This is a genomic window from Streptomyces sp. LUP30, from assembly GCF_001746365.1.
GTDB lineage: Bacteria > Actinomycetota > Actinomycetes > Streptomycetales > Streptomycetaceae > Streptomyces.
Window position 1 is genome coordinate 32,248 of record NZ_MJAJ01000065.1, and the last position, 12,819, is coordinate 45,066.

The window sequence follows — 12,819 nt, forward strand, 5'->3', positions numbered from 1 at the left end:
GGTCTGCATTTCGGGCCGACGGTCAATAGTGCGACGACTGTCAGTACGGCGACGGAGCCTAATACCGTCGGTCCGCCGCTCCAAACCCCTGTTGATTATTTCTGGTCACTCTCCAAGTTAGGGACGCGTAGGGGGGTGATGAGGGGGTGCAGGGGAGCGGCGGATGACAAGACTGTGCCGGGTAGGGCGAACCATCTGCCCTTGCGGACTGCCCGTCTGCTCTCGCCCCGGAGGGATGACGACACATGTTGCGCACGGAGCTGATCCGGCCGCTTCCCGAGCTGCTGGTGGACCAGGCCCGGAATTTCGGCGCCAAGATCGCCTACCGGGACGCCCGACGGAGCGTCAGCTACACCGACCTGGAGTCGCGGACCCGCCGACTGGCCGGACATCTGGCGGAGTTGCGACTGCAACCGGGCGACCGTGCGGCCATCTGCCTGGGCAACCGCGTCGAGATCGTCGAGAGTTACTACGCCATCACCCGGGCCAGCGCCATCGGCGTCCCCGTCAACCCGCAGAGCAGCGACGCGGAACTCGCGCACGTCCTCGACGACAGCGGCGCCCGGATCGTCATCACCGACCACCCGCATGTGGAACAGCTGCGGCGCCTGCTCGCCGACCGTCCGCACCTGACGGTCGTCCTCGTCGGCGACGCGCCGGTGCCGTTCGGCTCCGGCTTCCTGCCCTACGAATCGCTCGCGAGCCGGGAACCCGCCACGCCGGCCCGTGACGACCTCGGCCTCGACGATCTGGCGTGGATGCTCTACACCTCGGGCACCACCGGCAGGCCCAAGGGTGTGCTCTCCACCCAGCGCAACTGCCTGTGGTCGGTGGCCGCCTGCTATGTGCCGGTGCCCGGACTCGGCCCCGAGGACCGCGTCGTCTGGCCGCTGCCCCTCTTCCACAGCCTCTCGCACATCGCCTGTGTGCTCTCCGTGGTGGCCGTGGGCGCCAGCGCCCGCATCGTCGACGGTCTGTCGGCGGAGGACGTGCTGACCGCGCTGGAGGAGGAGCGCGCCACCTTCCTGGCCGGCGTTCCCACCCTGCTGCACTATCTGCTCGACGCGGCCCGCGACCGCGGCTTCACCGCGCCGTGGCTGCGCGTGACCCTGGTGGGCGGCGCGGTCACCACGGCATCGCTGCGCCGGTCGTTCGAGCGCGTCTTCGGCGTACCCCTCATCGACGCCTACGGCTCCACCGAGACCTGCGGCTCCATCACCGTCAACTGGCCCTCGGGCGCCCGCGCCGAAGGCTCCTGCGGCCTGCCGGTGGTGGGTCTGGGCGTACGTCTGGTGGACACGCGGACCGGCGAGGACGTCGCCGACAACCAGGAGGGCGAGGTGTGGGTGCGCGGGCCGAGCGTCATGGCCGGCTACCACAACCAGCCCGAAGCCACCGCGGCCGCCTTCCAGGACGGCTGGTACCGCACGGGCGACCTGGCCCGCCGTGACGAGGCCGGCTACTTCACGATCACCGGCCGCCGCAAGGAACTCATCATCCGCGCCGGGGAGAACATCCACCCGGGAGAGGTGGAGGAGGTCCTGCGCACCGTCCCCGGCGTCGCCGACGTCGCGGTGGTCGGCAAGCCGCACGACGTGCTGGGCGAGGTGCCGGTCGCGTTCATCGTCCCCGGCTCTCAAGGACCGGACACGGAACGGCTGTTCGCCGAGTGCCGCGACCGCCTCTCCTACTTCAAGGTGCCCGAGGAGCTGTACGAGATCGAGGCGATCCCGCGCACCGCCTCGGGCAAGATCGTGCGGCACCGGCTGCTGGAGACGCCCGCCCGGTTGCGCGCCACCAGCAGCGGCCTGTACGACTCGCTGTTCCGCGTCGACTGGATACCCAGCTCCCCGCTCTCCCTGGGCGCGGCCCCGGGTGAGCCGGGCGACTGGGCGCTGGCCGGCCCCGACCCGCTCGGCCTGGCCGCCGCCCTCCAGGACGCCGGCGTACCGTGCGAGGTCCACACCGGCCTGGCCGCCGCCCGCACGGCCGCCCGGGGCGGCGGCGTCCTCCTCGCCGACCGGACCGCCCACGACGCCGGGGCGGGCATCGAGGAGTTCGTCGCGTCCCTGCAGGACTGGCCCGCCGACGACCGCAACGACGACCTCACGCTCGTGGTCCTCACCCGGCGTGCCCTGGCCGTCGGCGACGGCGAGGACGTGGAGGACCCCGCGCACACCCCGCTGTGGGGCCTGGTCCGCGCGCTCCAGACCGAGTACCCGGGCAGGTTCGTGCTCGCCGACCTCGACAGCGACGGTCTCGGCGAGGACGGCGCGCGCTCCCTGGCCGCCGCCGTCAACGCCGGTGAACCGCAGTTCGCCGTCCGCTCCGGCGTCGTCCTGCTGCCGCGCTTCGCCCGGGTCTCCATGGAGCGCGAGGAGCCGCCGCTTCCGCTGCTCGACCCCGACGGGACCGTCCTGGTCACCGGAGCCGCCACCGTCCAGGGAGCCCTGCTCGCCCGCCACCTCGTGACCGCGCACGGCGCCCGCCACCTGCTGCTGGGGTTCACCCCCGGACACGGCGACGAGAGCGTGCAGACGCTGTGCGCCGAACTCGCCGGGGCCGGCGCCGCCGCCACCGCCGTAGCGTGCGACACGGGCGACCGTGCCGCGCTCGCCGAGCTGCTCGCGGACGCCGGCCGGCCGCCGCTGACGGCCGTGGTGCACGCAGAGGAGATCACCGGAACCGGCGCCGTGGCCGCCGCGGCGCACCACCTGCACGACCTGACCGCCGGCCACGACCTGGCCGCCTTCGTCCTGTGTTCCTCACCCCTGGGAGTCCTGGGCGCCCCCGGCGCCGGTGACATCGCCGCCGAGAGCGCCGCGCTGGAGGCGCTGGCCCAGCACCGGCGCGCTCACGGCCTGCCCGCGTTGTCCCTGGCCTGGGGGCCCTGGAAGGACGGCGCGACCCAGTGCGCCGTGCCCTTCGCGGCGGGCGCACTCACCGAACAGCAGGCCCAGGTGATGTTCGACGCCGCGCACGCCGCCGGCGAGGCCGCGTTCGTCGCCATGCGCCTCGACAACGCCGCCCTGCTCACCGGCCCGGTCCCCGCACCGTTGCGCGGCCTGATCGACACCGCGGTTCACGAGGCGCGCGCCGAGACCTCGGAGCTGCGCGGCCGACTGGAGGGCCTGCCCGTCCAGGAGCAGGAGAACGTCCTGCTGCGGCTGGTGCGCACCGAGGCCGCCGCGGTCCTCGGACGCAGCGGCGTCGAGGACGTCCCGGCCGACCGGGCCTTCAAGGAGCTGGGGTTCACCTCCGTGATGGTCGTGGCGCTGCGCGACCGGCTCGGCGCCGCCACCGGACTGCGGCTTCCCGCGACCAGCGCCTTCGACCACCCCACCCCCGAAGCCCTGGCGCACCGGCTGCTGGACGAGGTCCACGGCGGACCCGCCGACCTCCCGGCCCCGCCCGCCCCCGCCGTGATCTCCGACGAGCCGATCGCCATCGTCTCGATGGGCTGCCGGCTGCCGGGCGGCGTCACGTCCCCAGAGGACCTGTGGCGCCTGGTCGCCGACGGCGCCGACGGCCTCTCCCCGTTCCCGTCCGACCGGGGCTGGAACCTGGAGGAGCTGTTCGACCCCGACCCCGACGCCGCCGGAAAGTCGTACGTCACGGAGGGCGGGTTCCTCGACGACGTGGCCGGCTTCGACGCCGAGTTCTTCGGGATCTCGCCACGCGAGGCGGTGGCCATGGACCCCCAGCAGCGGCTCCTCCTGGAGACCTCCTGGGAGGTCTTCGAGCGCGCAGGCCTGGACGTGGGGGCCCTGCGCGGCGCAGACGTCGGAGTCTTCGCGGGGGTCATGTACCACGACTACACCACCCGGGCGGTGCGGCCCGCGAAGGAGATCGAGGGCTACCTCGGCGTCGGCGGCGCGGGCAGCGTCGTCTCCGGCCGGGTGTCGTACACCTTCGGCTTCGAGGGCCCCGCCGTCACGGTGGACACCGCGTGCTCGTCCTCGCTGGTCGCCCTGCATCTCGCCGCCCAGGCGCTGCGCGCGGGGGAGTGCTCCCTGGCGCTGGCGGGCGGTGTCGCGGTGATGGCGACCCCGGGCAGCTTCGTGGAGTTCTCACGGCAGCGTGGACTCGCTCCCGACGGGCGCTGCAAAGCCTTCGCCGCCGCGGCGGACGGCACCGGCTGGTCCGAAGGCGTGGCTCTGCTGCTGCTGGAGCGGCTGTCGGACGCCCGCCGCAACGGCCACGAGGTCCTCGCCGTCGTCCGGGGCAGCGCGGTCAACCAGGACGGCGCGTCCAACGGCCTCACCGCTCCCAACGGCCCCTCCCAGCAGCGCGTCATCCGCCAGGCTCTCGCCAACGCGGATCTCACCCCCGCCGACGTCGACGCCGTCGAGGCGCACGGCACCGGCACGTCCCTCGGCGACCCCATCGAAGCGCAGGCCCTTCTCGCGACCTACGGTCAGGAACGGCCCGGCGACGGCCACCCGCTGTGGCTCGGCTCCCTCAAGTCCAACATCGGCCATGCACAGGCCGCCGCCGGCGCGGCGGGCGTGATCAAGATGGTGCAGGCGATGCGGCACGGCGTGCTGCCCCGCACGCTGCACGTCGACGCCCCGACGCCCGAGGTCGACTGGACCCGCGGCGCGGTCGAACTGCTCACCGAGCCCAGGCCCTGGCCCCGGACCGGGCGCCCGCGCCGCGCGGGCGTGTCCTCCTTCGGCATCAGCGGCACCAACGCCCACGTCGTCCTCGAACAGCCCACCGAGGACCCCGCCACCCAGGACCCCGCCACCACGGCCGCCGACGACACGGCGGACACGGTGGAACGCGCGCTGCCCGACGGGCTCGTCCCGCTCGTCCTGTCCGCCAAGTCCCCACAGGCCCTGCGCGCGCAGGCCGCACGCGTCGCCGCTCTTCTCGACGCGGAGCCGGCGCCCGCCCTGGCCGACGTCGCCCTCACGCTCAGCGGCCGCTCCGCCTTCGAGCACCGCGCGGTCGTGGTCGCCCGATCCACGGCGGAGGCCCGCGACGCCCTGGCCGCCCTCGCGGCCGGCGACGGCACGACCGGCACCGCCACCGACGGCAAGCTCGCCGTCGTCTTCTCCGGCCAGGGCGCGCAACGCCCCGGTACGGGCCGCGAACTGTACGCGTCGTTCCCGGTGTACGCCCGGGCCTTCGACGAGGTCTGCGCCACCCTGGACCGCCGGCTCGACCGCCCGCTGCGGGACGTCGTCCTCGCCGAACCCGGCACTCCCGACGCGGAACTGCTCGACCGCACCGCCTACACCCAGGCAGCCCTGTTCGCCGTGGGAGTGGCCCTCTACCGACTGGTCGAGTCCTGGGGGGTGCGCCCCGACCTGGTCGCCGGGCACTCCATCGGCGAACTCGCCGCCGCCCACGTGGCCGGTGTGTGGTCCCTGGAGGACGCCGCGGCCCTGGTCGCCGCTCGCGGCGCGATGATGCAGCGGCTGCCCGAGGGCGGCGCCATGATCGCCGTGCAGGCCACCGAGGACGAGGCCCTCGCCGAGCTCACCGAGGGAGTCGCCGTCGCGGCGCTCAACGGCCCCGAAGCCGTCGTCCTCTCCGGTGACGCGCCCGCCGTCGAAGCCGTGGCCGGTCTGTTCGCGGCCCGTGGCCGCAAGACGAAACGACTGCGCGTCTCGCACGCCTTCCACTCGCCGCGCATGGAGCCGATGCTCGACGCCTTCCACGAGGTCGCCGCCGGACTGAGCTTCCACACCCCCGCCCTGCCCGTCGTCTCCAACCTGACCGGCGCCCTCGCCGACCCCGCACAGCTGCGCGCCCCCGAGTACTGGGTACGCCACGTCCGCGGCACGGTCCGCTTCGCCGACGGCCTGCGCACCCTGAGCGAACAGGGCGTCACCACCGTGCTCGAACTCGGGCCCGGCGGAGTGCTCACCGCCATGGCGCAGGACTGCCTCCCCGAGACCGTCGACTGCCTCGCCGCACTGCGCGACGGACGGCCGGAACCCGCGACGCTGGTCGCGGCCGTCGCCCGCGCGCACACCAGGGGCGCCCACGTCGACTGGCCCGCCCTGTTCGCCGGCAGCGGCGCCCGCGGCGCCGACGTACCGACGTACGCCTTCCAGCACCGGCGCTACTGGCTCGACGCCGACCCCGGCGCCGGTGACCTCGAAGCCGCGGGCATCACCACGGCCGGCCACCCGCTGCTGACCGCGGCGGTGGAACTGCCCGAGGCCGACGCCGTCACCTTCACCGGACGCCTGTCCTCGGCCGACCGGCCCTGGCTCGCCGACCACGCCGTCGACGGCACCGTGCTGCTCGCCGGCACGGCCCTCGTCGAGATGGCCGTCCGGGCCGGCGACGAGGTCGGGCACGGCGCCGTCCGCGAACTCGTCCTGGCCGCACCCCTGCTGCTGCCCGCCGACGGCGCGGTGCGCATACGCGTGCACGTCGGCGCCCCCGACGAGACCGGCGAACGCCCCGTCGCCGTCCACTCCCGCCCCGACGGTGACGAGGGTGCGTGGACCCGCCACGCGAGCGGCGCCCTGACACGGACCGGCCCCCACGACGCTCCGGGCACGGACACCGCCCCATGGCCTCCGCCGAACGCCACGGCCGTGCCCGTCACGGACTTCTACCGGCGACGCGCCGAGGCCGGCTACGGGTACGGCCCCGCGTTCCAGGGACTGCGCGCGGTGTGGACCCAGGGAGAGGACGTCTACGCCGACGTCGCCCTCGATGACGCCCACCACGACGAAGCCGACCTGTTCGGCCTGCACCCCGCCCTCTTCGACGCCGCCCTGCACCCCAGCGCCTTCGGCGGCATCGCCGAACGGGGCGACGGAAGCCGTCTGCTGCCCTTCGCCTGGAACGGCGTACGACTGCACGCCTCGGGCGCCAAAGCCCTGCGCGTACGGCTGTCCCCCGCCGGCGAGAGCGGGGTGTCCCTGCGCGTCACCGACACCACCGGAGCCCCGGTCCTCGACGTCGACTCCCTCGTCCTGCGCCCCGTGGCGGCCGAACACCTGCGCACGGCCACCGAAGCCGGACACGAATCCCTGTTCCGCACGACGTGGACCTCGCTGCCGGTGACGACACGCACGGACGCCCCCCACGGCATCCGCGTCCTCGACGCCATCGGCGACGGCGCCTCGGCCGAGGACGTGCACGCCCTCGCCGACCGCGTGCTGGGAGACCTCCAGGCATTCCTGGCCGAGCCCGGCGACGACACATCACGGCTGCTGGTGGTCACCAGGGGCGCCGTCGACGTCCATGACGGCGAGAAGGTCACCGACCCGGCGGCAGCCGCGGTCTGGGGCCTGGTGCGCTCAGCCCAGGCCGAGCACCCCGACCGCTTCCTCCTGGCCGACCTCGACGGACACGACGCCTCCCGCGACGCGCTCGCCGGACTCCCGGCGGCGGCCGCGGCCCTGGAGGAGTCGCAGTTCGCGATACGCGACGGCGAGGTGACCGTGCCCCGCCTCGTCCGCGCCGCCGCGGTCGGCCTGACGGTCCCCGACGGCGCCCGCACCTGGCACCTGGACACCACCGGGCCCGGCACCCTGGACAACCTGGCCCTCGTGCCGAACGCCGAATCCGGCCCGCCGGCCCCCGGACAGGTCCGCGTGGCCGTCCGCGCCGCAGGCATGAACTTCCGCGACGTCATGATCGCTCTCGACATGTACCCCGGACGGGCCGCCATCGGCGGCGAGGGCGCGGGCATCGTCCTGGAGACCGGCCCCGGCGTGACGGGCCTGGCCCCCGGTGACCGGGTCATGGGCCTGTTCCCCGGCGCAGCGTTCGGCCCGGAGGCCGTGACCGACCACCGCAGGCTCGTCCGCGTCCCCCGGGGATGGACCTTCGCCCAGGCCGCCGCCGCGCCCATCGCGTTCCTCACCGCCCTCTACGGCCTGCGCGACCTGGCCGGCGTCCGGCCCGGTGAGACCGTCCTGGTCCACGCCGCGGCCGGCGGCGTCGGCATGGCCGCCGTCCAGGTCGCCCGACACCTCGGCGCCGAGGTCTACGGCACCGCCAGCCCCGGCAAGTGGGACACCCTCCGTGCCTGCGGACTCGACGACGCGCACCTCGCCAACTCCCGCACCACCGACTTCGAGCACCACTTCCTCGACGCCACCGACGGCGGCGGCGTCGACGTCGTCCTCGACGCACTGGCCGGCGAGTTCGTCGACGCCTCCCTGCGCCTGCTGCCGCGGGGCGGGCGCTTCCTGGAGATGGGCAAGACCGACATCCGTGACGCCGCCGAGGTCGCCGAACGCCACCCCGGGGTCGAGTACCGCGCCTACGACCTCGCGGAGGCCGACGACGACCGGGTCCGGGAGCTGCTGGACGAACTCGTCGACCTCTTCGAGGACGGAGCCTTCACCCCGCTCCCGCTGGCGGCATGGGACGTACGACACGCCCCGGACGCCTTCCGGCACCTCAGCCGGGCCCGCCACACCGGCAAGGCCGTCCTGACCATGCCACGCCGACCCGACCCCGACGGTACCGTCCTGGTCACCGGCGGCACCGGTTCCCTCGGCGCCCTCGTCGCCCGCCACCTCGTCACCGAACACGGCGCCCGCCACCTGCTGCTCACCAGCAGGCGCGGCCCCGACGCGCCCGGCGCACAGGAACTCGCCGCCGAACTCACCGCCCTGGGGGCGACCGTACGGGTCGAGGCCTGCGACGCCGCCGACCGCGACGCCCTGGCCCTGCTGCTGGACTCCGTCCCGGCGACCGCGCCCCTGACGGCCGTCGTGCACACCGCAGGCGTCGTCGACGACGGCGTGCTGGCCGCGCTCACCCCACAGAAGATGGCCACCGTCCTGCGCCCCAAGGCCGACGCCGCCCTCAACCTGCACGAGCTGACCCGCGACCTCGACCTCGCCGCCTGGGTGCTGTTCTCCTCGGCCGCCGGTGTCCTCGGCAACCCCGGGCAGGCCAACTACGCGGCAGCCAACTCCTTCCTCGACTCGCTCGCCCGCGTCCGCCGCGCGGAAGGACTGCCCGCGGTGTCGCTCGCCTGGGGCCTGTGGTCGCACGCGAGCGGCATGACCGGCGCCCTCGCCGAGGCCGACCTCCGGCGCACCGAACGCGACGGCGTGCTCGGGCTCACGGCCGAGGAGGGCCTGGCCCTCCTCGACACCGCCCTGACCGTCGGCGAACCGGCCCTCGTCCCGATCCGGCTCGACCCGAGCGTGCTGCGCGAGCGGGCCGCATCCGGCGGGCTTCCGCCGATGCTGCGCGCACTCGTGCGCGCGCCCCGCCGCGCCGCTGCCGCCGGCACGGCCCAGGGACGCACCCTCGCCGAACGGCTCGCGGGACTCTCCGCGCAGGAGAAGGCCGCCCACGTCCTGGACGTGGTCCTCAAGGAAGCCGCGACCGTCCTCGGCCACTCCGACGCCTCACTGGTCGTACCCGACCGCGCCTTCAAGGAGGCCGGGTTCGACTCGCTGACCGCGGTGGAACTGCGCAACCGGCTCGGCAGGGCCGCAGGCACCAGGCTGCCCACGACGGCCGTGTTCGACTACCCGGCGCCCACCGCGCTCGCCGACTACCTGCTCAAGGCACTCGACCAGGAATCCGATCCGGTCGCGGCCAGACTCGAAGCCCTGGAAGCGGCGCTCGACGCCCTGCTGGCGGAGGAGCTGGAGCACTCCGGCGTCCACTCCCGGCTGCGGTTCCTCGGATCGAGGCTCGAAGAAGCCGCCCTGAAGAGCGGCCCCGAAGAGACACGCGAACGGACCCGGCCCCTCGAAGCCGCCACCGCCGACGACGTCTACGCCTTCATCGACAACGAGCTCGGGCTCGGCTGACCCGCCAGGCACGCGAAGAGGAGATCAGGTTCCATGACCACCGACGAGAAGGCTCTCACCTACCTCAAGCGGGTCTCGGCCGAGCTGCAGCAGACGCGGGAGAAGCTGCGCGAGGAACAGAACCGGCGTACCGAACCCATCGCCGTGGTGGCCATGGGCTGCAGGCTGCCGGGAGGCGTGACCTCCCCCGACGGGCTGTGGCGGCTGGTGTCCGAGGGCGCCGACGCCGTCGGCGACTTCCCGGCCGACCGCGGCTGGGACCTCGGCACCCTCTACAACCCCGACCCGGAGGTGTCCGGCACGTCCTACGTCCGGGAGGGCGGCTTCCTCGACGACGTGGCCGGCTTCGACGCCGGGTTCTTCGGGATCTCGCCGCGCGAGGCGCTGGCGATGGACCCCCAGCAGCGGCTCCTCCTGGAGACCTCCTGGGAGACCCTGGAACGAGCCGGGATCGACCCCTCCACCCTCAAGGGCGAGAGCGTCGGCGTCTTCACCGGCGCTGCCGGACAGGAATACGCCCCCCGCATGGGCACCGGCTCCGAGGAGATCGAGGGGTACGTCCTCACCGGCGGCGCCGGCAGCGTCGTCTCCGGCCGGGTGGCGTACACCCTCGGCTTCGAGGGCCCCGCGGTGACGGTGGACACCGCGTGCTCGTCGTCGCTGGTGGCGATCCACCTCGCCGCTCAGGCGCTGCGTTCCGGCGAGTGCTCGCTCGCGCTGGCGGGCGGCGTGGCCGTGATGTCGACCCCGGGCGCCTTCGTGGAGTTCTCGCGCCAGCGCGGACTGGCCCTGGACGGCCGCTGCAAGGCGTTCGCCGCCGCGGCGGACGGCACCGCGTGGGCCGAGGGCGTGGGCGTCCTGCTGCTGGAGCGGCTGTCGGACGCCCGGCGCAACGGTCACGACGTCCTGGCCGTCGTCCGGGGCAGCGCGGTCAACCAGGACGGCGCGTCCAACGGTCTGACCGCGCCCAACGGCCCCTCCCAGCAGCGCGTCATCCGGCAGGCGCTGGAGAACGCCCGGCTGTCCGCGGCGGACGTCGACGTGGTGGAGGCGCACGGCACCGGTACCTCCCTCGGCGACCCGATCGAGGCGCAGGCGCTCCTCACCACCTACGGCCGCTCCCGCCCCGAGGACTCGCCCCTGTGGCTGGGCTCGCTGAAGTCCAACATCGGTCACACACAGGCCGCCGCCGGCGTGGCGGGTGTGATCAAGATGGTGCAGGCGATGCGGCACGGTGTGCTGCCGAAGACGTTGCACGTGGACGCTCCGACGCCTGAGGTGGACTGGTCGGCGGGTGCGGTGCGGCTGCTGACGGAGGCGTGGGAGTGGCCGGAGCGCGACGAGCCGCGGCGTGCCGGTGTGTCGTCCTTCGGCATCAGCGGCACCAACGCCCACGTCATCCTGGAAGAGGCCCGGCCCGAAGAACCCGCCGACACCCCCGCCCCGGCACGTACGACCCCCGCCGGCGTGGTCCCGCTGGCCCTGTCCGGCACCACCCCCGAAGCCCTGCGCGCCCAGGCCGTCTCCCTCGCAGACCACCTCCGCGCCCACCCCGGCATCCCGCTGCACGACACCGCCCTGTCACTCCTGACCACCCGAACCCGCTTTCCCCATCGCGGTGTCGTGGTCGCCGGCACCCATGAGGAGGCCGTGGAACGTCTGGCGGCCCTCGCCGTCGCCCCCGACACCGCGCCGCTCGCTCCTGGTTCTTCCGGTGTGGTGTTCGTGTTTCCGGGTCAGGGGGCGCAGTGGGTGGGGATGGCGTTGGGGTTGTTGTCGGAGTCGGTGGTGTTCGCGGAGTGGATGGGGCGGTGTGGGGAGGCGTTGGCGCCGTTTGTGGGGTGGTCGTTGGTTGATGTGTTGGGTGATGAGGAGGCGTTGGGGCGGGTTGATGTGGTGCAGCCGGTGTTGTGGGCGGTGATGGTGTCGTTGGCGGGGTTGTGGCGGGGCTCCTGGTTCTTCCGGTGTGGTGTTCGTGTTTCCGGGTCAGGGGGCGCAGTGGGTGGGGATGGCGTTGGGGTTGTTGTCGGAGTCGGTGGTGTTCGCGGAGTGGATGGGGCGGTGTGGGGAGGCGTTGGCGCCGTTTGTGGGGTGGTCGTTGGTTGATGTGTTGGGTGATGAGGAGGCGTTGGGGCGGGTTGATGTGGTGCAGCCGGTGTTGTGGGCGGTGATGGTGTCGTTGGCGGGGTTGTGGCGGTCGGTGGGTGTGGAGCCGGTTGCGGTGGTGGGGCATTCGCAGGGGGAGATTGCGGCGGCGTGTGTGGTGGGTGGGTTGTCGTTGGAGGATGGTGCGCGGGTGGTGGCGGGGCGTAGTGCGGTGATTGCGTCGTCGTTGGCTGGTGGGGGTGGGATGTTGTCGGTTGCTTTGCCGGTGGGTGTGGTGGAGGGGCGGTTGGGTGGGGGGTTGTCGGTTGCTGCGGTGAATGGTCCGTCGTCGGTGGTGGTGGCGGGTGGGGTGGATGCGTTGGGTGTGTTGGAGGAGGAGTTGCGTGGGGAGGGGGTGCGGGTTCGTCGGGTGGCGGTGGATTATGCGTCGCATTCGGTGGAGGTGGAGGGGGTTGAGGGTGAGTTGGCGGGGGTGTTGGCGGGTGTGTCGGGTGTGTCGTCGGGGGTGCCGTTTTATTCGACGGTGACGGGTGGGGTGGTGGATACGGCGTTGTTGGACGGGGGGTATTGGTATCGGAATTTGCGGGAGCGGGTGCGTTTTGAGGAGGTGACGCGGGTTTTGTTGGGTGAGGGTCGGCGGGTGTTCGTGGAGATGAGTCCGCATCCGGTGCTGGGTTTTGTGGTGGCGGAGACGATGGGTGCGGTGGGTGTGGATGGTCTGGTGGTGGGGTCGTTGCGTCGTGGTGAGGGGGGCTTGGAGCGGTTTTTGCGGTCGGTGGGTGAGGTGTTCGCGGGGGGTGTGGATGTCGACTGGGAGGCTGCGTTCGATGCGCGGGGGGCACGGCGCACGCAACTGCCGACGTATCCCTTCCAACACCAGCGCTACTGGCTGACGTCGCAACGCGCCGAGGGCGACGTCAGCCAGTAGCGCTGGTGTTGGAAGGGATACGTCGGC

Annotated in this window: 3 protein-coding genes; all 3 read left to right on the forward strand. The window is 73.4% G+C overall.

Features of this window, described 5'->3' with window-relative positions:
* Positions 1-245 precede the first annotated feature (245 nt).
* The 3 genes from BG482_RS35645 to BG482_RS45565 are packed head-to-tail and all read left to right on the forward strand — an operon-like array spanning position 246 to position 12,792.
* The gene (locus BG482_RS35645) at positions 246-9,758 is read left to right on the forward strand and encodes a type I polyketide synthase (RefSeq protein ID WP_069773364.1); all 9,513 of its coding nucleotides are present in this window, start codon (positions 246-248) and stop codon (positions 9,756-9,758) included.
* A gap of 33 nt (positions 9,759-9,791) precedes the next feature.
* Positions 9,792-11,864, forward strand: a complete 2,073-nt coding sequence (locus BG482_RS35650; protein ID WP_069773365.1) for a type I polyketide synthase — start codon at positions 9,792-9,794, stop codon at positions 11,862-11,864.
* The gene (locus BG482_RS45565) at positions 11,767-12,792 is read left to right on the forward strand and encodes an acyltransferase domain-containing protein (RefSeq protein WP_256096583.1); all 1,026 of its coding nucleotides are present in this window, start codon (positions 11,767-11,769) and stop codon (positions 12,790-12,792) included. The genes BG482_RS35650 and BG482_RS45565 overlap by 98 nt, the downstream gene beginning before the upstream one ends.
* Positions 12,793-12,819 lie beyond the last annotated feature (27 nt).

Bases quoted from the DNA above. Each gene is read 5' to 3' on its own strand.
- BG482_RS35645 (WP_069773364.1), top strand. From the start codon at position 246: ATGTTGCGCACGGAGCTGATCCGGCCGCTTCCCGAGCTGCTGGTGGAC.
- BG482_RS35650 (WP_069773365.1), top strand. From the start codon at position 9,792: ATGACCACCGACGAGAAGGCTCTCACCTACCTCAAGCGGGTCTCGGCC.
- BG482_RS45565 (WP_256096583.1), top strand. From the start codon at position 11,767: ATGGCGTTGGGGTTGTTGTCGGAGTCGGTGGTGTTCGCGGAGTGGATG.